This window comes from Amycolatopsis thermalba (assembly GCF_003385215.1).
In the GTDB taxonomy this organism is placed as follows: Bacteria; Actinomycetota; Actinomycetes; order Mycobacteriales; family Pseudonocardiaceae; genus Amycolatopsis_E; species Amycolatopsis_E thermalba.
Window position 1 is genome coordinate 19,441 of sequence record NZ_PQHW01000050.1, and the last position, 20,012, is coordinate 39,452.

Below are 20,012 nucleotides of genomic sequence, written 5' to 3' on the forward strand. Positions count from 1 at the left end.
GCCCCGGGCGGGGCCGCCGGGGATGTCAGCCGAGGTCGCCCCCGGCCACCGGCAGGACGGTGCCGGTGATGTAGGAGGCCTCGTCGGAGGCCAGGAACGCGATCGCGGCGGCCTGCTCGTCGAGCGTGCCGTAGCGCTTCATCAGCGACGACTGCACGGTCTGGTCGATGTGCGCCTGGAACCAGGCCCGCTCCTGCTCGGTCTCCAGCGCCGACCCGCCGCGGCTGATCCGGCGCGGCGGCGCTTCGGTGCCGCCGGGCGCGGTCGCGACCACCCGGATGCCCGCGTCGGCGTACTCCAGCGCGAGCGAGGCCGTGATGGCGTTGATGCCGCCCTTGGCCGCCGAGTACGGGATGCGGTGGATGCCCCGGGTGGCGGCCGAGGAGACGTTGACGATCACGCCGTGTCCCCGCGCGGCCATCGACGGCAGCGCGGCGCGGCACGAGTACAGCGTGGTCATCAGCGACCGGCGGATCTCGGCGTCGATCTGCGCCGGGGTGAACTCGGTGAACGGCTTGAACCAGATGGCCCCGCCGACGTTGTTGACCAGCACGTCGATGCGGCCGTACCGGGTCAGCGCCGCCGCGGCCACCGCCTGCGCGCCCGCCCAGGTCTCCAGGTCGGCGAGCACCGGCAGGGTTTCGCCGCTGAGCTCGTCGGCGACGGCGGTCACCAGGTCCGCGCGGTCGGCGAGGACGACCGTGCCGCCCTCGGCGCTGATCCGCCGCGCGACCCGCGCACCGATGCCCTGCGCGGCGCCGGTCACCACGACGACCTTGCCGGCGAAGCGGCCCGGGCTGAGGAACTCCGTCCGCCGCGCGGCCGGCCGGTCCCCCGCCTCGAACGCGGGGGTGATGTCCTGCCGGGGCAGCATTTCCTGGCCCGCGATGGTGCGGGACGCGGTGGGTCGCGGGGAGTCGCCGGGGTCGAGGGCGCCGCCGGTGCCCTGTCCCGGCCAGATGACCTGACCGGCGATGGCACGAGCCGTGGCCGCCTCCTCGGCCGCGGGCCGAGGCGAGCCGCCGTGGAGCGGCGCGACCTCGGCGAGCGGGAAGATCCGCTGCCCGGCGACGGCCCGGCTCGCCCCCACCGGTTCCGGGGCAGACGAAACCGGAGCGGCCGGTGCCGGCCGGGCCGGAGCCGGGGTGACCGGGACGGCCTCGGGCTCGGGATCGGCCTTGGTCGCCACCGCGGCGGCCGACAACGCGAACTTCTCGTAGTAGAAGCCCGCCGGTTCCACGCCCGTGTCGGCGAAGTGCCGGCGCACCGCCTCGACCATCGGCGGCGGGCCGCACAGGTACACCGCCACCTCGCCGCCGTGCAGGTGCTCGTCGCGGATCAGGCTGGTCACGTAACCCTTGTTCGGGGCGCTCGAATCCGGGTCGGCGACGCAGTAGTCCCAGGTGAGCCCCTCGACCTCGGCGGCCAGCGCGGCGAGCGTGTCCATCTCGACCAGGTCGTCGTCGGTGGTGACGCCGTAGATCAGGTGCGCCCGCCGGGCGGAGCCGCGCAGGGCCCGCACGATCGACAGGATCGGCGCCAGCCCGGTGCCGCCGCCGGTCAGCAGCACCGGCCGGTCGGCCTCGCGCAGGAAGAAGCTGCCGTGCGGGCCGGTGAAGGTCAGCTCGTCCCCGGGCGCGGCCCGCTCGGTGAGGTAGTCCGACATGACCCCGCCCGGCGTGAGCTTCACCAGGAACGTCAGCTGCTTGTCGTCCGGGGCGTTGCTGAACGAGTACGAGCGCGTCTGACCGGTGCCGGGGACCTCGATGTTGACGTACTGCCCGGGCAGGAACGCCAGCTGGTCGCGGTCCGGCGTCTCCAGCGTGAGGGCGACCGTGGTCGGCGACAACCGCTCCAGCGCGGTGAGCGTCGCCGGGTAGGTCGCCGCCTGCGTCTTCGCCACCGCCGACGTGCTGGCGATCTGCAGCACCAGATCGGACTTCGGCTTCATGCTGCACGGCAGCACATACCCCCGCGACGCTTCGTCCGGGGACAACGCGTCGTCGATGTAGGTGCCGCCGTCGTACTCACCGGACTCGCAGAACGCCTTGCACGTCCCGCACGCCCCGTCGCGGCAGTCCAGCGGGATGTTGATGCGCTGCCGGTAGGACGCGTCGGCGACCGTCTGGTCCGGCTCGCACCTGATGAAGCGGGTGACACCGTCCTCGAAGGACAGTGCGACCTGGAAAGCCATGGTGACTCCTGGTGCTCGGGCGAGGTGGTGAAGCGGCGAAGCCGCTTGTGGTGGGCCGTGAACCGGCACCGCCGCGGGTTCTCAGACGTCCCCTCGCGAGGACAGCGCCGACGTGGTGAATTGGCATTCATGAGGAGGCGATCCCACAGCGAGGGGGCGTCTGAGGTTCCGCCACCCGCACCGCCACGCAAACCAGCCCGTGACAGTCCTAGATGTGGTAGACGTCGACGACGTGGTGGATGTAGTCGTTCTTGAGGATCACCGTCTTGCGGCGGATCAGCGGGGATTCGCCGGAGAAGTCGATCGTGTAGAACGACGTGCCGTAGTACGGGTCGACCGTCTTGTAGCGGAAGTACATGGTGTGCCAGTTGAAGCGCACGTCCACGATGTCGCCGCGGCGCTCGATCAGCTCGACGTTGGTGATGTTGTGGCTGGTGCGCGGCTCCGGGATCGACGTGGCGCTGGACCGCTCGGTGCGGATCCGGAACACCCGGTCCTCCAGCCCGCCCTTGTTCGGGTAGTAGATGAGCGAGATCTGGCTCCGCGGGTCCTCGGTCAGCAGGTCGTCGTCGCCCCAGGAGGGCATCCAGAACACGACGTCGTCGGCGTAGCAGTCCAGCCACTTCTCGAACTCGCGGTCGTCGAGGTAGCGCGCCTCGCGGTAGAGGAACTGCTCGATGTCGGTCTGGGTGATGGTCTTGATCCCGGTGGTCATTCCGCCGCTCCGATCGCCTTGCGCAGGGTGTCCCGCCAGTAGCCGTGCTGGACCGGGTACAGCCCCTCGTCCTCGTTCTTCTGCCCCGCCGAGATGACGCCCTTCATGTCCAGGGCCAGCGCGACCTCGTCCGGGCCGGTCAGCCAGTGCTCGGCGCCGCGGCTCATGTCGTTCCACGGCGCGGCGGTGGCGCGGAAGGTGAGCTGGCAGGAGCGGAACTCCTCCAGGTCGTCCGGGGTGGCCATGCCGGAGGCGTTGAAGAAGTCCTCGTACTGCCGGATCCGCCAGGCGCGCGCGTCGGCGCTCTCGCCCTTGGGCGCGATGCAGTAGATCGTCACCTCGGTCTTGTCCGGCGCGATCGGCCGGAAGTGCCGGATCTGCGTGGAGAACTGGTCCATCAGGTAGACGTTGGGGTACAGGCACAGGTTGCGGGAGCCCTTGACCATGAACTCGCCCTTGGCGTCGCCGAACTCCGCCTTCAGCTCGTCCATCCGGTTCCACAGTGGACGGTCCTGCGGGTTGGCCGCCCACGTCCACAGGCACAGGTGCCCGTGCGGGAAGGACCAGTAGCCGCCGCCGGACTTGCCCCAGCTGCCGGCGTCGAGGGTCTTGGTGTCGTTCGTGGACTCACCGGTGTTGCGCCGCGCGGTGGTGGCCGCGTAGTTCCAGTGCGTCGCGGTGACGTGGTAGCCGTCGGCGCCGTTTTCGGCCTGCACCTTCCAGTTGCCGTCGAAGGTGTAGGTGGACGAGCCGCGCAGCACCTCCAGCCCCTCCGGGGACTGGTCCACCAGCATGTCGATGATCTTCGTGGTGTCCCCGAGGTGCTCTTCCAGAGGCAGCACGTCGGCGTTGAGGCTGCCGAACAGGAACCCGCGGTAGCTGTCGAAGCGGGCCACGCGGGTCAGGTCGTGCGAGCCGCCGGTGTTGAACGAGGCCGGGTACCCGGCGCCGTCGGGGTCCTTGACCTTGAGCAGCTTGCCGTCGTTGCGGAAGGTCCAGCCGTGAAAGGGGCAGGTCAGGGTCATCCGGTTGTCGGTCTTGCGGCGGCAGATCATCGCGCCCCGGTGCGCGCAGGCGTTGATCAGGCAGTGCAGCTCGCCGCCGGAGTCGCGCGTGATCACCACCGGCTGCCGTCCGATGTAGGTGGTGAAGCAGTCGCCCGGGTTCGGGATCTGGCTCTCGTGGGCGAGGTAGATCCAGTTGCCCTCGAAGATGTGCTTCATCTCGAGTTCGAAGATCTCCTCGTCGGTGAAGATCCGGCGGTTCGCGCGGTAGATCCCGGCCTCGCGGTCCTCCACGACGGCGTCGGCGAGGACGGCCGACACGTGGTCCACGGTCTCGGTCATGGAAACCTCCAACGGCCTCAGCGGCACTGCTCGGCTCTGCGTGTTCCCCCGACCATGACAACCCGTGGCCCCAGTCACACCGGGCGATTACCTAGTCCTGACTCAGGGTGCTATCAATCGATGTCATCGATCAATCCAGACCGAATCGCTCCTTGTCTTGACTCAATACCCGTACCTACGGTGAATGAATCCACGAGGAGCGGGAAGGAGGCCAGCGATGGAGCTGCGTCATCTGCGGTACTTCACCGCCGTGGCCGACACCTGCCACTTCGGGAAGGCCGCCGAGCGCCTGCACATGGCGCAGCCGGCCCTGTCGCACGCGATCCGGCAGCTGGAGGCCGAGCTGGGCGCGCCCCTGTTCACCCGCACCACCCGGCAGGTCCGGCTCACCCCGGCGGGTGAGTTCCTCCTGGCCGAGGCGCGCCGGGTGCTGGACACGGTCGAGGACAGCGTCCGCGGCGTGCGCCGCATCGCCGACGGCCGCCTGGGCCTGGTCCGGGTCGGGTTCACCGGCACCTCGGCGTTCTCGCACCTGCCGCGCATCGCCCGCGCGGTCAAGCGGGACCTGCCCGGGGTGGCCGTCGAGGTGCACGCGGACCTGCTCACCCCGGCCCAGTGCGACGGGCTCCGCAACGGCGGCCTCGACCTGGCCGTGCTGCGCCCGCCCGCGCAGGGCGAGGACATCGAGCTGCACACCCTGGAGGTCGAGCCGCTGATCCTCGCCGTGCCCGCCGACCACCGGCTCGCGGTCGAGCCCGCGGTGTCGGTGGCCGACCTGCGCACGGAGGGGTTCATCAGCTACGCCGGCAAGGACTCCGTGGTCAACGACGCCGTCATGCGCAGCTGCCAGGCCGCCGGGTTCAGCCCGCGCCGCGAGCACGAAGCGGCCGGCACGGCGGTGCTGGTGGCGCTGGTCGCCGGCGGGCTCGGCGTCGCGGTGGTGCCCGCGTCGGCCCGCGCGCTGCCGCTGGCCGGGGTCGTGTTCCGCGACCTCGCCGACGCCGGCACGGTCGAACTCGCCCTCGCCTGGCGCCGCGACAACGACTCCCCGCTCGTCCGGTCGGTCCTCGACGTCCTCGAGGCCGCCCTCGCCCCGCAACCACAAGCATCCGAGGTCAGCCGATGAAGATCACGCGCGTGGAGGCGATCCCGTTCGCCATCCCGTACCGCAAACCGCTCAAGTTCGCCTCCGGCGAGGTGCACGTGGCCGAGCACGTGCTGGTGCGGGTGCACACCGACGACGGGATCACCGGCGTGGCCGAGGCACCGCCGCGGCCGTTCACCTACGGCGAGACGCAGGCCGGGATCATCGCGGTGATCGAGAAGATCTTCGCCCCGCAGGTGATCGGACTGACCCTGCTCGAACGCGAGACCATGGCCTCGCGCCTGGCACGCACGGTCGGCAACCCGGCCGCGAAGGCGGCCATCGACATGGCCGTGTGGGACGCGCTCGGCCGCACCCTGGACGTGCAGGTCACCGAGCTGCTCGGCGGCTACACCGACCGGATGCGCGTGTCGCACATGCTCGGGTTCGACGAGCCGTCGGCGATGGTCGCCGAAGCCCAGCGCATGCGCGACGAGCACGGCATCACCACGTTCAAGGTCAAGGTCGGGCGCCGCCCGGTCTCCCTGGACACCGCCGTCGTGCGGGCCCTGCGCGAGGGCATGGGCGACGACGTCGAGTTGTACGTGGACGGCAACCGGGGCTGGACCGCCTCGGAGTCGGCCGTGGCCATGAAGGAGATGGCCGACCTCGGCCTGCTGTTCGCCGAGGAGCTGTGCCCGGCCGACGACGTGCTGGGCCGCCGCTGGCTGGTGTCGCAGCTGGACGTGCCGTTCATCGCCGACGAATCGGCCGTCACCCCGGCCGACGTGACCCGCGAGATCCTGGCCGGCTCGGCCACCGCGATCAGCATCAAGACCGCGCGCACCGGCTTCACCCACTCGCAGCGCGTGCACCACCTCGCCGAGGGACTGGGCCTGGAGGTCGTGATGGGCAACCAGATCGACGGCCAGATCGGTTCGGTGTGCACCGTCGCGTTCGGCGCGTCCTACGCGCTCACCTCGCGGCGGGCGGGCGAGCTGTCCAACTTCCTCGACATGAGCGACGACCTGCTCACCGAACCGCTGGAGATCCACGACGGTGAGCTGCACATCCGGCCCGGCGCCGGGCTCGGGATCGAGATCGACCCGGCCAAGCTCGAACGCTACCGCCAGGACCGCTGAAACTTCCCCGGATATCAAGGAATCAAGGAGGATCCCATGACCGCCACCCACCACGCTCCCGCGGCCGCCGAATCGGGTGCCAGCGCCACGCAGCGGTTCAAGACGGACAAGTTCGCCGCCGTGGCCGGCACCCCGAAGGAGCGGGTGTCGACGCTCGCCCGTGAGGTGCTGTCGGCGGTGCACGAGACGATCCGCAAGCACAAGGTCACCTACGACGAGTACAACGCGCTGAAGGCGTGGCTGATCCAGGTCGGCGAGGACGGCGAGTGGCCGCTGTTCCTGGACGTGTGGGTGGAGCACGTGGTGGAGGAGGTCGCCACCGCGCACCGCAAGGGCAACAAGGGCACGATCGAAGGCCCGTACTACGTGCCCGGCGCGCCCGAGCAGGGCTCGCGCGGCTCGGTGCCGATGCGCGCGGACGAGGGCGGCACGCCGCTGGTGTGGACCGGCACGGTCACCTCGGTCGATGGTACGCCGCTGAAGGACGCGAAGGTCGAGCTGTGGCACGCCGACGCCGACGGCCTGTACTCGCAGTTCGCGCCGGGCATCCCGGAGTGGAATCTGCGCGGCACCTTCTCGGTGGCGGAGGACGGCTCGTTCGAGATCCACACCGTGCGGCCCGCGCCGTACCAGATCCCGACCGACGGCGCGTGCGGCAAGCTCATCGCCGCCGCGGGCTGGCACGCGTGGCGCCCGGCGCACCTGCACGTCAAGGTGTCCGCGCCGGGCCACGAACTGCTGACCGCGCAGCTGTACTTCCCCGGCGACGAGCACAATGAGGACGACATCGCCTCGGCGGTCAAGCCGGAGCTGCTGCTGGACCCGAAACCGGGCGACGGCGGCGAGACGGTGTCCTACGGTTTCGTGCTCGACCCCGCTTGATCGTCTCTGGAGGACTCACCCATGTTGTTCCACGTCCGGATGGATGTTCGGTTGCCGTCCGATATGGACCCGTCGGTGCGGGCGGACATCGTCGCCCGGGAGAAGGCGTACAGCCAGCAGCTGCAACGGGAGGGGAAGTGGCCGCACCTGTGGCGCATCGTGGGTGAGTACTCGAACATCTCGATCTTCGACGTGGGGTCGAACGACGAACTGCACGAGCTGTTGTCGGGGTTGCCGTTGTTCCCGTACATGGATATTCGGGTGATGCCGTTGGCTACGCATCCTTCCAAGGTGGTGGAGTAGGCGCTACGCGCGTATCTACTGCGCCGGCTTCGCTTCGCTACGCCCCGATCTGCCCCTCCCGAACCCGATCTTCAATTGTTCGGTTGCCGAGAAGTCGCGTCAAGGCGGGAAAGAGTACCTTGACCCGACTGCTCGGCAACCGATTTGGCTGGGGATCGGGTTGCGGGAGAGGGGTGGCTCGTGGGGGTTGGTGCTTTGCGTTGCCGGGTGGCGGTTTGTGACGCCCGGCAACGGCAGATGACCCACCTGCCGCCCAGCCCTCCCCCGCTCCCCTGCTCGGCCGTTGAAACAATGGAAAATCGGGGCGTAGCGGAGCGAAGCCGGCGCTGTCAGCCGCGCGCAGCGCAACCACCCGCGTAGCGGCTACTCACCCAGCCACCTGCGAGGCAGCGGCGAGCACCGCTCCGTACTGCGTCGCCACCAGGTGGCGGATCGGGATCGTCCGGTAGTCGCCCAGCGCGGCGTCCTCGGCCAGCCACTCCGCGTGCCGGGCGGCCACCCGGTCCCGCGCGACCCGCACCGGCGGCCGCGTGTTCCCCACCGCCAGCTCACCGTCCAGCGCCCGCAACAGAATCCCCCCGTACCGCAACCGGAAACTGTGCGTCGCCTCCGCCAGGGACGCCACTTCGGCCACCGTCGCCGGGCGGTCGGCCTCCGGGGTTGTGCTGCGGGACCGGGCACTGCGCGCCCCGGCCGCCATCATCGTCGCGAAGGAGCGGCTCGCCCGCCAGAAGGGGGAGTCCGGCACCATCAGCGCCCCGGACACCGCCTCGATGGTGTCCGTCATCAGCGACGACAGGTCCGCCACCGCCCGGGCGTGCGCGGCCAGCGCCGACGCGTACCCGATGCCGGCCGGGCTCTCGTCGTCCGCGGTGTCCGACGTCCAGTACGGCAGCTCGGTCACCAGCGTGAGCGCCCCGTACCGGCCCGCGTAGGACGCCGTGCTGTCGCCGGCCGAGTTGGTCCACGGCTCGCCCCGGCCGGTCAGGTAGTCGTAGGCCCGGCTGATCGACGTGCCCTGGAAGATCGCGTCGTCCAGCCGCACGATGTAGGGCGCCTCCGGCTCACCGCGGTCCAGCGGCAGCCCGGCGTGCCCGGGCAGCGCCTGCAACACCCGGTGCAGCGCGGGCTCGGGCCGGCTGAGGTAGTAGTAGACCCCGCCCAGCTCGCTGTTGTGCAGCGAGCACACCAGATCCGGGCGGTCGGAGTCGATCAGCCGCATCAGCGCCTGCGTCTCCGGCAGCGCCGCGTCGAAGTAGGCGTCCTTGTAGTCCAGCGGGAACGTCCACTCGACCTGGTCGGGACCGGCCGGGCGGTAGAAGTGCCGCGCGTAGTGCTCCCGGGTGAACGGGCCGGCCAGCCAGCCCTCGTTGAGCCGCAGCCCGTCCGGGTCGATGCACGCGATGATCCGCCACCGGTGCCGCAGCCGCGCCCGCAGCCCGGGATCGGCGCACAGCCGCTCGGCCAGGTGCAGCGCGGTGAGCCCGCCGATGGGCTCGTTGGGGTGCGGCAGGCCGAAGACCAGCGCGGTGGGATCGCCCGGCTCGCCGTCGATCGTCAGGCACAGCAGCGGCTCGCCGTGCCGGGACGTGCCCACGCGCTGGAGCGTCGCGATCTCGCCGTAGCCCGCGGCGAGCCCGCGCAACCGGCGGTGCAGCTCGTCGACGCCCGCGAACGCCGGGTGGTCTCCTACTTCGTCGATCTCCTTGACCAGCCATTCCGGCAGCGCCACGGGCCCCCTCCTCGTCCGTCGTTTCGTGCTCGGTCCAGTTCATCCGAATGTGTCGCGGCGGGCGAGAGCCGACCAGGCGAAACGAGTGGAGCGTCACGTGGTACCGAGGTCGCCGGCCACCTGGTCCAGCTTCACGCGGATCCGGGCGACGGCGATCTCTCGTCCGCCAGCGGAGTGATCCAGGTCACGCGCTGTCACGCTCCGCGGGGCCGCTTTGTCTGATGGTCGACCCCCTGGAAAGGAGACACCATGAGCGGCAACACCGAAGTGGTCGTGATCGGCGGCGGTTATGCCGGAGTCATGGCCGCGAACCGGCTGACCCAGCGCGCCGACGTGACCGTCACCGTGGTCAACCCGCGCCCGGAGTTCGTCGACCGGGTCCGCCTGCACCAGCTCGTCGGCGGCACGCACCCCGCGGTCGTCGGCTACCGCAAGATCCTGCGTGAGGGCATCCGGCTGGTGGTGGACACCGCGACGCGGATCGACACCGCCCAGCGGAGCGTGACCCTCGCCGGTGGCGGCACGATCGGCTACGACTACCTGGTCTACGCGGTGGGCAGCGGCAGCGCGGACCCGAGCGTGCCGGGCGCGGCCGAGTTCGCCCACCCGCTCGCCACGCTCGAAGAAGCCGAGCGCGCCCGGCCGCTCGTCGAAGCCGCCGCCGAGCTGACGATCGTCGGCGCCGGCCCGACCGGCATCGAGACCGCCGCCGAACTGGCCGGGCGGGGCCGCGCCGTGACGCTGGTCTGCGGCGGCGAGCTCGGCCCGTACCTGCACCCGCGTGGACGGCGGTCGGTCGCCCGGCGGCTCGCGAAGCTGGGGGTGACCGTCCTCGAAGGACCCGCGGTGACCGCGGTGACCCGCGACGCCGTCCAGCTCAGCGACGGCCGCACCCTCACCTCCGGCGTGACCCTGTGGACCGCCGGGTTCGGTGTGCCCGGCCTCGCCGCCCGCAGCGGCCTGACCACCGACGCGCTGGGCCGCCTGCTCACCGACGAGACCCTGACCAGTGTGGACGACGAGCGCATCGTCGCGGCCGGGGATTCGGCGGCGCCCTCGGGCCTGCCGGTCCGGATGAGCTGCCAGGCCGCGGTGCAGGTGGGCCCGCAGGCCGCCCAGACGGTCCTGGCCCGGATCGCGGGCACCGAGCCCGCCCCGATCGACGTCGGGTTCGCCGGGCAGTGCATCAGCCTGGGCCGTCGCCACGGCATCTTCCAGTTCTCGACGAAGGACGACACCGCGAAGGCCTCCTACCTCGGCGGCCGGCTCGGCGCGGTGGTGAAGGAGGTCATCTGCCGGAGCATCGTGTGGCAGATGGGCTACGAGGCGCGCCACCCGGGCAAGCGGAAGTGGTGGGCCACGGACGACAAGCGCCGCCGTCTGGTGCGGGACGGGGCGCCGGCCGCCCTGGACCGAGCGGCCTGACGCCGTGCCGGTACCCGGCCTCAGGCGACGCGGACGACGTCCCGCGCCACGGCCGGGTACCGCGCCAGCACCTCCGGATCGTGCCCGGGCAGCACGACGCCGCCCAGTTCGCGGATCCGGTCGAACGCGCCGTAGACCCCGGGCATCGAGTGCAGCAGCGGCGCGGGCCGGTCGTCGTCGAGGTTCTCGTGGAAGTGGCCGGCGTCCGAGGCCACCACGACCGGCCCGGCGGCGGTCGCGACGCGCGACGATCTGCATCCCGGCCGTGTGCCCGCCCACGAGGTGCACGCTCAGCCCGGGCCGGACCTCCACATCTCCGTCCACTTCGGACAACCGGTCGCCGCGGAGTGGTCCAGCGCCCACGGTCCGGTCCAGTAGTCCAGCTCCCGCCGCGGCGACCACGATCGAGGCCAGCAGCTCGGTCGGCCGCCCGAGGAAGTGCTGTCCGCGGGTGCCGTTCCGGCGGCCGTAGCAGAGGGCGTGGACCTCGTACTCGCTCACCGCACAGCGCCCACCGGCTCCGCCGGAGCGGTTTCCTCGATGCCCAGCCGCGCGGTCGGGACGCGGTAGGTCTCCCGCGCGGTGGCCACGGCGATCACGTTGACCAGGCACAGCGCCGCGGTGAAGATCGCCACGCCGAGCCACGCGCCGGTGCCGTCACCGGCGACCGCGGCGGCCACGGTCGGCAGGAAGCCGCTGATGGCGAACCCGATCTGGGTGCCGATCGCGGTAACGGACAGCCGCACGCGGGCCGGGAACATCTCGCCGTAGAAGGCGGGCTACACCGCGCTGGTGGCGGTGTAGACGACGCCGAACAGGACGATGCCGACGGCGAAGATCAGCCCCCAGCTGCCGGCCGCGATGGCGCCGAGGTAGGCGAAGATCAGCACCGCGCAGCCCAGCGAACCGGCGATGAACAGCGGCTTGCGGCCGACCCGGTCGGCGAGCCTCGCCCACAGCGGGATCGAGACGACGGCGGCGACGTTGGCGAGCACGCGATGAGCGCCGCGACGATCACCCGTAGCACGTCGGCCCAGTGCTCGCGCAGCAGCACGATCAGCGGCAGCTTGGTGACCTCGCCGGTGCGGACCTCCTGCTCGAAGACCGGGGTCTCCTCGACCGTGCGGCGCACCGGGTAGCCGACGAGAACCCATCAGCGCGCTGCCCCAGAACGGCACGCGCCACCCCAGGACAGGAGTGCGTCCTGCGGCAGCGCGGCGACCGGGAGGCACGCGGCGGTGGCGACGATCTGCCCGGCCTGGGTGCCGCTGAGGGTGAAGCTGGTGTAGTAGGCGCGCTGGTTCTCCGGCGCGTGTTCCAGCGGCATCGAGTTCGCGCTCGCCTGCTCGCCGCCCGCGGACAGCCCCTGCAGCAGCCGCAGCGCGACGAGCATGACCGGCGCGGCGACCCCGGCGGTCTGGTAGCCGGGCAGGCAGCCGACCAGCACCGTGGACACGCCCATCAGGAGCAGGGTGAGCACGAGCACCCGCTTGCGCCCGAACCGGTCGCCGAGGTGGCCGAGCAGGATCGCGCCCAACGGCCGCGACACGTACCCGACGCCGAAGGTGGACAGGGCCAGCAACGTGCCGGTCGCCGGGTCCGAGACCGGGAAGAAGATCTTGCCGAACACCAGCGCCGCGGCCGTGCCGTAGATGAAGAAGGCGTAGTACTCCAGAGCGCTGCCGACCCAGGCGGCGAATGCCGCCTGCCGCGGACGCGCCCTGTCGGCACCCGGCTGAGCCACCACGTCGTGCTCGCTCTCAATGGACCAAATGGTTAATTGCTGACCCTGAGGAGTTCCGCCGCGGTTGTGGCACCAGTCACACGGATGGGTGAGTAGTTTGGGATCATGACCACGGACATTGCGTCCGACGACGACGGAGAACCCGGAACCGGTTCGCCGGCTCATGCCTCGCCGTCGTCGCCGTGATCGGCGTGGTCCTGACGGGAGCGATCGGGGGCGATCTCTCCGGCAGCGAGACCGGCGTCGCGCTGGCGATCGCCATCCTGCTGTCCGCGGCGGCCGTCCTCCTGGCGACCGAGGCCGTCCACTGGCACAGGTTCGCCAGGGCCCGCGTGCGGGAACTGCTGGAGCACGGAACGCGCGTCCCGGCCACCGTCGTGACGGCGCCGCATCCGCGCCGGGGAGACGCGACGATCGAAGTCACCTACCCGGTCGGGGACACCCGCCGCGCCGCGGTGATCAAGCTCAGCACCGGGCAGCGGTTCGAGGTGTACCAACAGGTCCTGGTCGCCTACGACCCCGCGGACCCCGCTCGCGTCCGCACCCTCGACGACGAGAACGACGATCCCGTCCGGTCCTTCTGGAACCTCGTCCCGCTGCTGGCCGGGCTCGCCGGCACGCCGGTCGCCGCGTTCGCGGCGGCGAGCTGGGCCCGCAGGTACTGGTCGGTGCGCCGCACCGGGTGGCACCCGGCGTCGGTCGTGGTGACCCCGGTCGGGCGGGTGTTCGCGAACTACGCCGAGGGCGGTGGGATCGAGCTGAGCGGAGACCTGTCGAGCCGCCGGCCGACGCGCTTCGCGAGCGCCGGGCCGCAGCCGGCCTGGATCGGCGGCGAAGGCACCTGGATGACCGTGTTGTTCCCCCGTGACGGCGGGAAGAGCCGGTACGCCGTCCCGGCACGGGCGAGCACACCGCTGCTGCCCGCCCGCGCGCGCTGATTCACCCGAAGGGAGGAGCCGGCTGCTGTATCAGGTCGCGCTCCGGGTGCGTCCTGATAGGCAGGAACTCCCGCCAGGACGGTGAGCTATGCGGAGCTACCACGGTGCGTTGCTGATCGGCGCGGCCCTCGCGGGGTGCGCGGGCGGGTCGCCGATCCCGGGCGAGCAGCCGGCGGACAGCCCGGCCGAAGTCACCACGACCGAGACGGCCGGCACGGGCGCGGACCCGACGACGACCCGCACGTCGAAGAGCGAGCCGCCCGGGGTGCCGGGCAGCCCGATCGACTACGACAGCACGCTGCTGCTCGCGGGGGTGGCGGGTGCGCGGGCGGAGATCCTCGCGACCCTGCGCGAGGAGTGCGGGCCCGGCCTCTGCGGGGTGAAGGTGGTGGTCTCCGGGCGGGGCGAGTGCGCGGCGAGCATCGGGCCGGACCCGGTGCTCCCGGGCGGCACGATCACGATCAGGGCGAAACCCTGTGAGACGACGGAGGAAACCACCGCCGAAGAGTCCACTCCGGACACCACCGAGTCCGGTGGCTAGGACCCGGCTGTCGCCGCCGCGCCCGCGGCAGGCGGCCGGCCCGGCCCGCGCGCTGCGGGTGGTCGGCACGCTGGCCGCGAACGCGACGCTGCTGACCGGTCTGCTCTACTACTTCGGGTTCCTGACCACGCAGGTGTTCTTCAGCTACTTCCGGGTGCACTACACGCTGCTCGGGCAGACCACGCCGGAGATACTGGCGCGCGGGGTGGACGGGCTGCTGCTGCCGATCGCCGAGCTGGCCGGGGCGGTGTTCCTGGCGCTCGGCGTGATCCGGTTCCTGCGCTTCCGGCTCTCCCGCCGGGCCTGGCACACGTTCCTGCGCCGGGCGACGCCCGTGGCCGCGGTGCTGGGCGCGGCGCTGCTCGCGGTGACGTTGGCGGTCGCGCTGGACCCGGTGCCCTTCCGGCGGTTCACCGCGCTGCCCGGGCTCGGTTTCGCGCTGGCCGTGGTGCTGCTGGTCTTCGCGTGGCGGCGGTGGACCGCGCACGGGGTCGCCGAATGGCTGGTGGCGTACGCGCTGGTGACGTTCGGCCTGTTCTGGGCGGTGGCCGACTACGCGGGCCAGGTCGGCGTCCGCCGGGCCTTCGAAACCGAACGCGCGCTCGCCGGCCGCCCCGCGGCGGTCCTCTACAGCGCCCAGAAGCTCAACCTCCCGGGCGAAGTGCACTGCCCCGCCCCGGACGGCGCGTTCCAGTACCGCTACCCCGGGCTCAAACTGCTGCTCCAGTCGGGCAACCAGTACGTCCTCGTCCCGGACGACTGGCGCCGCCCGGAGAGCCCCACGTACGTCCTCCCCCGCACGAACACGCTCTGGCTGGAGTTCAGCCCACCGGGCACGCGCGCCCCCGGATGCTGACCCCTCAGCCGATGCGCCTGCCCTGCCCGGCCCAGTACGGAGCACGCAGCGACTTCTTGTCCACCTTTCCCGACGCGTTCAGGGGCAACGCGGACACGAAGTCCACCGACTTGGGCGCCCACACACTGCCCTTGTGCTCCTTGACCAGCGCGATCAGCTCCCCGGCAGCCACGTCGGACCCCGGTTTCGGCACGACGACCGCCTTGACCGCCTCGCCCCACTTCGGGTCGGGCACGCCGAACACCGCGCACTGCGCGACCGCGGGGTGCTGGGCCAGCACGTCCTCCACCTGCCTCGGGAACACGTTGAACCCGCCCGACACGATCATGTCCTTCTTGCGGTCGACGAGGTAGAGGTAGCCGTCGTCGTCGAGGTAGCCGATGTCGCCGGAGTGCACCCAGCCGTCGCGGATCGCCTCGCCGTCCAGCGCGGGATCGAGGTAGCCGACCATCTGCCCCTCCTGCCGGGTGCAGACCTCCCCCACGTCGCCGACCGGCAGGATCCGGTCGGACTCGTCCTGGATGCTCATCTCGACGTGGAACATCGGCCGCCCGGCGGACGCCAGCCGCGCGACCTCCTCCGGCGTGCCGAACCGGTGGTCCTCCTTGCGCAGCGTCGTCATGAAGCCGGGCTCGTGGCCGGCGTAGGTCTGCACGAAGATCGGCCCGAGCGCGGCCAGCGCCTGGCGCAGGCGTTCGGGCGCGATCGGCGAACCGGCGTAGACGACCGTGCGCAGCGACGAGAGGTCCGTGTCCGCCAAGCGCGGGTGGTCGAGCAGCAGGTACAGCGCGGTCGGCACCACCGCGGTCGCGGTGACCCGCTCCTTCGCCACGGTGTCGAGCAGCAGGTCGATGTCCAGGGTGGGCAGCATGACGTTCGTCCCGCCGCGCATGAACGTCGGCAGCACGAACGCGCCCGTGAAGTGCGTGAGCGGCGCGCCGTGGGCGAACACCTCGCCGGGGCGGGTGTCGGCGATCTCCAGGCCCGCCGTCACGATGTAGTGCGACCAGGCCTCGTGGGTGTAGATGACGCCCTTGGGCGTGCCCGTCGTGCCCGAGGTGAAGGCGACGTAGGCGAGGTCGCCCGGCGCGGGCTCGGGGACCGGCGTCTCCGTCGGCGCCGCGCTGAACACCATCCCGTAGTCCCAGGTGTCCGCCAGGTCCTCCCCGCCGCCCAGCCGGATGTACCGCCGGATGCCCGGCAGCCGGCCGCGGAACTTCCCGACGACCGGCTCGAACTGGGAGTGGTAGACCAGCGTCGAAGCTTCGGACTGCTCGAGGAAGAACGCGAGGTCCTCGGCGGAGGCCCGGGCCGGCATCTGCACCGTCGCCGCACCGGCCTTCCAGATCCCGTGCTGCGTCGGGATGAACTCCAGGCAGTTCGGCATCAGCAGCCCGACCCGGTCCCCTTTCCGCACGCCGAGCTCGTGCAGGCCGTTGCCGACGCGGTCGGACCACTCCCGCAGCTCCCGGTACCGGATCCGGCGGTCGCCGTCCACGATGGCCACCCGGTCCGGGTAGTACGCGCAGGCGCGGTCCAGGACGCTGGGCAGCGTTCCCCACAACGACATCAGAACTCCTTTCCGGCCGCGCAGGCCTCGGGCAGGGGATCGACGGGAACGGCCCGGAGGGCCGAGGCGTATTCCGCCCGGGTCGTCTCGACCAGATCGGCGACGCTCTGCACGCGGTGCACGCCGTGCGCGCTCTGGCCGGCCGCCCAGGCCCGCGGTCGCTCGAGCAGCGTCCGGAAGTCGAACCGGGCGGGCTGGTCCGGGCCGTGGCCGGCGGTGGCGAGCGAGGCGGCGAGGAAGTTGGCGGGCAACCCGCTCGGCCCGCGGGAGAGCACGATGTCGTCGAGCGAGGCCTCGACGAGCGCCCGCCGGTAGTCGTCACCGGCGAGGCTCTCCTCGGTGGCGATGAACCTGGTGCCCATGTACGCCAGGTCCGCGCCCAGCAGGCGGGCGGCGAGCAGCGCGACACCGTCGCTGACGCCGCCGGCGAGGACCACGGGCCCGTCGTAGCGCTCCCGCACCGCGCGGACGAAGGCGAACGGGTTGTTCCACCCCGTCTGCCCACCGGCTCCGGAGGTCAGCAGCACCAGACCGTCGGCGCCGGCCGCCAGGGCCCGGTCCACGTGGCGCAGGGTCGCGACGTCGGCGAACACGAGCGCCCCGGCGTCGTGCAGCGGCCCGATCACCGGCTCCGGGGATCCGACGCTGGTGATCACCACCTCGGCGCCGTGCCGCACGAGACAGTCCACGTCCTCCCGCAGCCGGGGGTTCGACCGGTGCACGACCAGGTTGGGCGCGACCGGGGCAGCCGCGGCGGGCAGGGCCTCCCGGATGTGGGTCAGCCACCGGCCGAGCTGGGCGGGAGTCCGCGCGTTGTGCGTCGGGAACGAGCCGACGACGCCCTGGCGGCACGCGGCGACGACGAGATCGGGACCCGAAACGGCCGTCATGGGCGCCGCGATCAACGGCAACCGCAGCCGCGCGGCCCAGGAAGAAGGAAGCATGCGGTTTTTCTCCGAGCGAGGACTGATCGGCACGAAAAGAAAAGGGAAGAATCGGCAAAAGGAAATCAGCGCGACGGCGAATACGTCACACCGCTCCCGGTCGCGTTCGTGTGTCTATCTAACGCCCGATAAGTAGGGCATGAAGCGGCCGGTTTGTCAAGTTCGCATCGCGGACAACCCGGCCGGCACCACGTAGTCGGTTGAAGCTTTGACCATTCAGGACTGAAACTTCCTTGCCCGACATGGACTTTTGCTCGACATGGAGCACTTGCAGACACCGGCCGGACGCGGTCCGCGATGCCGAAGCGTTACCCCGCCACCCCACCACGGGCGCGGCCCACCTCACCCCAACGGGTGGTAACTCGCCCCCGCGGACCACGCGGACTTGTCTGGAAAACGAACCCGTGTATCTTTTCCGTCAATCCTATCTAGTGCTCGCTAGACAGCCCGCGCATCGGACAACGGAGTAGCGATGAGCGCAGTTCTACCGAGGTCCCGACCGTCATTCGCGAACCGGATTTCCCAGGAGCAAGTGGTCCTGTTCGTGGTCGTGGCCCTGTTCGTGGTCTTCAGCCTGACCCTCGACGGGTTCCTCAACGTCGACAACCTGGTCAACCTGGTCCGCAGTGTGTCCGCACTGGGGATCTTCGGGGTGGCCATGGCGGTCGTGGTGATCGCCAGGGGGATGGACCTGTCCCTCATCGCCTCGATGGGCGTGGCCACCGCGGTGGCGATCCAGCTGATGCGCACACCGGTCAGCACCCCGGTCGCCCTGCTGACCGGCCTCGGCATCGTCGTCATCATGGGGCTGCTGAACGGGTTCCTGATCGCCTTCGTGGAGATCCCGGCCCTGTTCGCGACGCTGGCCTCCGGCCTGCTGGTCTACGGTCTCGCCCGCACCACCGTCCTGGACGGACTGATCGCGGAGCTGCCCGGCGACCGCCAGTTCGTCCTCGCCCTGGGACAGGGCACCGTCTTCGGCATCCCGGTCCCCATCATCGTGTTCGCGGTCGTCGCCGTGCTCGCCCAGCTGATGCTCTCCCGCACCCGCGGGGGACGCTTCATCTACGCCCACGGGGACAACGCCGGCGCGGCCGCGCTCACCGGCATCGCCGTGCGGCCGCTGACCGTGTTCGAGTACACGGCCAGCGCCGCGACCGCGCTCGTCGGCGGCCTGGTCACCGCCGGCGCGGTCGGCGGGCTCAACACCCAGGTCATCGACGGTTCGCTGATCTACGACGTGCTGCTCGTCGTCGTGGTCGGCGGCATCAGCCTGGTCGGCGGACGCGGCAGCGTCGCGAGCGTGGTGGCCGGCACCGCGCTGATCGGGATCATGCTCAACGGCATGACGATCATGAACATGAACACCCACGAGCAGGACATCGTCAAGGGTCTCATCCTGCTCGCGGCCCTCGTGCTGGACAACCGGCTGCACCCGCGCGACGAAGAGACCGTCCGCCAGGGCGACTGACACCCCAGACATCCACCGAAGGACAAGGAGGTCCTCCCATGCGTCCACTTCGTACCCGCGCGGTCCGCGCGCTCGCACTCGGCGCCGCCGCGGTGCTGATCGCCACCGGATGTTCCACCGGCACCAGGGCGAACTCGACGTCGGCGGGCAGCGGCCAGATCCCGCCGACCGCCTCCGCCGGTGAACTGCGCAACCACGCCCTGCGCAGCATCGAGGGCAAGACGGTCGCGTTCGTCCCGGTGGGACTGGGCACCCCGCTCATGGAGGAGTGGAACCGCCAGATGGAGACCGGCTTCAAGGCGGCCGGGCTGAACTACGTCCTGCGCGATCCCAACTGGGACACCGCGAAACAGGCCGAAGCGGTGCAGTCGCTGATCAACGAGAAACCCGCCGTCCTGGTGGTGCACAACTTCGACGTGCAGATCCTCGCCAAGCTCATCCAGCAGGCCGAGCAGGCCGGGATCTACGTCATCCAGATCAACATGGTGAGCAACTACAAGTCGGACGCCTTCGTCGGCGCCGACACCATCGACCTGGGCCGTCGCATCGCGACCGACATCGTCAACGAGTGCGGCGCGAACACCCCCACCTCGCACGAGGTGCAGATCGTGCAGGGCGACGCGACCTCCGGCTTCACGCTCGACGTGATGGCGGGCGCGAAGGAGATCTTCGACCAGCACCCGGAGATCAAGATCGTGTCCACCCAGGCGGCGAACTGGGACCGCACCAAGGCGCACGACATCACGGCGACCGTGATCCAGCAGCACCCGAACCTGTGCGCCAGCTGGGGTTTCTGGGACCAGATGCAGTACGGCTCGGCCGCGGCGATCAAGGAGGCCGGCAAGCTCGGGCAGGTCAAGGTGTTCACCTCCGACCACAGCTCCATCACCTGCGAGGGCATCCGCGACGGCATGTTCCACCAGTCCTACGGCTACTCGGTGCCCACCCAGGGCAAGGACATCGTCGCCATCGCCAAGTACCTCCTGCAGTCCGGGCAGGCGCCCGGCACCGCACGCATCGCCGACTACACCCCGCTGGTGAAGATCGACAAGACCAACTGGAACCAGCCCAACATGTGTTACGACGGCAAGAGCGACGGGCTCACCGTTTCCTGACCGGCACCGA

The 20,012-nt window shown here is 70.9% G+C and carries 17 protein-coding genes and 1 pseudogene; 10 read left to right on the plus strand and 8 right to left on the minus strand.

From position 1 onward, the window contains the following. Positions 1–25: 25 nt before the first annotated feature. The 3 genes from benC to benA form a co-directional block, all read right to left on the minus strand. Positions 26–2,194: a benzoate 1,2-dioxygenase electron transfer component BenC gene (gene benC / locus D0D15_RS37590; protein ID WP_115944655.1), complete on the minus strand. Its 2,169-nt coding sequence runs from the start codon at positions 2,192–2,194 to the stop codon at positions 26–28. 208 nt (positions 2,195–2,402) lie between these two features. Further along, positions 2,403–2,909, minus strand: coding sequence for a benzoate 1,2-dioxygenase small subunit (gene benB / locus D0D15_RS20155; RefSeq protein ID WP_094005260.1), 507 nt, complete (start codon positions 2,907–2,909; stop codon positions 2,403–2,405). Further along, positions 2,906–4,255, minus strand: coding sequence for a benzoate 1,2-dioxygenase large subunit (gene benA, locus D0D15_RS20160; RefSeq protein WP_094005261.1), 1,350 nt, complete (start codon positions 4,253–4,255; stop codon positions 2,906–2,908). The genes benB and benA overlap by 4 nt, the downstream gene beginning before the upstream one ends. A 217-nt stretch (positions 4,256–4,472) precedes the next feature. On the opposite strand from benA, the gene D0D15_RS20165 reads away from it, so the two are divergent. The 4 genes from D0D15_RS20165 to catC are packed head-to-tail and all read left to right on the plus strand — an operon-like array spanning position 4,473 to position 7,666. Continuing rightward, positions 4,473–5,381, plus strand: a complete 909-nt coding sequence (locus tag D0D15_RS20165; RefSeq protein ID WP_115944656.1) for a LysR substrate-binding domain-containing protein — start codon at positions 4,473–4,475, stop codon at positions 5,379–5,381. Continuing rightward, positions 5,378–6,481, plus strand: coding sequence for a mandelate racemase/muconate lactonizing enzyme family protein (locus D0D15_RS20170; RefSeq protein WP_094005263.1), 1,104 nt, complete (start codon positions 5,378–5,380; stop codon positions 6,479–6,481). Before D0D15_RS20165 ends, D0D15_RS20170 begins: the two co-directional genes overlap by 4 nt. 36 nt (positions 6,482–6,517) lie before the next feature. After that, positions 6,518–7,363 (plus strand): catechol 1,2-dioxygenase, encoded by an 846-nt coding sequence (catA, locus tag D0D15_RS20175; RefSeq protein WP_094005264.1) that lies wholly within the window; start codon positions 6,518–6,520, stop codon positions 7,361–7,363. Positions 7,364–7,384: 21 nt separating this feature from the next. Next, positions 7,385–7,666, plus strand: a complete 282-nt coding sequence (gene catC, locus D0D15_RS20180) for a muconolactone Delta-isomerase (RefSeq protein ID WP_094005265.1) — start codon at positions 7,385–7,387, stop codon at positions 7,664–7,666. Between the two features lie 367 nt (positions 7,667–8,033). Here the strand turns inward: catC and D0D15_RS20185 are convergent, their stop codons facing one another. Further along, a complete protein-coding gene (locus D0D15_RS20185) occupies positions 8,034–9,398 on the minus strand; it encodes a M14 family zinc carboxypeptidase (protein WP_094005266.1) in 1,365 nt (454 codons plus the stop codon). Between the two features lie 249 nt (positions 9,399–9,647). Here D0D15_RS20185 and D0D15_RS20190 point away from each other — a divergent pair, with 249 nt between their 5' ends. Beyond that, entirely contained in the window at positions 9,648–10,823 is a 1,176-nt protein-coding gene (locus tag D0D15_RS20190; RefSeq protein WP_115944657.1) for an NAD(P)/FAD-dependent oxidoreductase, read from the plus strand. 20 nt (positions 10,824–10,843) lie between these two features. Here the strand turns inward: D0D15_RS20190 and D0D15_RS37100 are convergent, their stop codons facing one another. Both D0D15_RS37100 and D0D15_RS20200 read right to left on the minus strand, forming a co-directional pair. Beyond that, positions 10,844–11,041: a hypothetical protein gene (locus tag D0D15_RS37100; RefSeq protein ID WP_233157237.1), complete on the minus strand. Its 198-nt coding sequence runs from the start codon at positions 11,039–11,041 to the stop codon at positions 10,844–10,846. 279 nt (positions 11,042–11,320) lie between these two features. Further along, positions 11,321–12,570 (minus strand): annotated as a pseudogene (locus D0D15_RS20200) (MFS transporter). A gap of 179 nt (positions 12,571–12,749) precedes the next feature. Here D0D15_RS20200 and D0D15_RS20205 point away from each other — a divergent pair. The 3 genes from D0D15_RS20205 (at position 12,750) to D0D15_RS20215 (ending at position 14,902) form a co-directional block, all read left to right on the plus strand. Beyond that, positions 12,750–13,505 (plus strand): DUF3592 domain-containing protein, encoded by a 756-nt coding sequence (locus D0D15_RS20205; protein WP_094005268.1) that lies wholly within the window; start codon positions 12,750–12,752, stop codon positions 13,503–13,505. Between the two features lie 88 nt (positions 13,506–13,593). Beyond that, positions 13,594–14,046 carry a hypothetical protein gene (locus tag D0D15_RS20210; protein ID WP_094005269.1) on the plus strand — a complete coding sequence of 151 codons (453 nt, stop codon included), beginning with the start codon at positions 13,594–13,596 and terminating at the stop codon, positions 14,044–14,046. After that, complete coding sequence (locus tag D0D15_RS20215) at positions 14,039–14,902, plus strand: hypothetical protein (RefSeq protein WP_115944658.1); 864 nt, start codon at positions 14,039–14,041, stop codon at positions 14,900–14,902. Before D0D15_RS20210 ends, D0D15_RS20215 begins: the two co-directional genes overlap by 8 nt. A 4-nt stretch (positions 14,903–14,906) precedes the next feature. Here D0D15_RS20215 and D0D15_RS20220 read toward each other — a convergent pair whose 3' ends face one another. Then, the gene (locus D0D15_RS20220) at positions 14,907–16,472 is read right to left on the minus strand and encodes an AMP-binding protein (RefSeq protein ID WP_094005271.1); all 1,566 of its coding nucleotides are present in this window, start codon (positions 16,470–16,472) and stop codon (positions 14,907–14,909) included. Next, a complete protein-coding gene (locus D0D15_RS20225; protein ID WP_094005272.1) occupies positions 16,472–17,416 on the minus strand; it encodes an NAD(P)H-dependent flavin oxidoreductase in 945 nt (314 codons plus the stop codon). The genes D0D15_RS20220 and D0D15_RS20225 overlap by 1 nt, the downstream gene beginning before the upstream one ends. A gap of 532 nt (positions 17,417–17,948) precedes the next feature. Between D0D15_RS20225 and D0D15_RS20230 the strand changes: the two genes are divergently transcribed. Continuing rightward, complete coding sequence (locus D0D15_RS20230; RefSeq protein WP_115944659.1) at positions 17,949–18,887, plus strand: ABC transporter permease; 939 nt, start codon at positions 17,949–17,951, stop codon at positions 18,885–18,887. Positions 18,888–18,925: 38 nt separating this feature from the next. Beyond that, positions 18,926–20,002 carry a sugar ABC transporter substrate-binding protein gene (locus D0D15_RS20235; protein ID WP_094005274.1) on the plus strand — a complete coding sequence of 359 codons (1,077 nt, stop codon included), beginning with the start codon at positions 18,926–18,928 and terminating at the stop codon, positions 20,000–20,002. Positions 20,003–20,012: the final 10 nt, after the last annotated feature.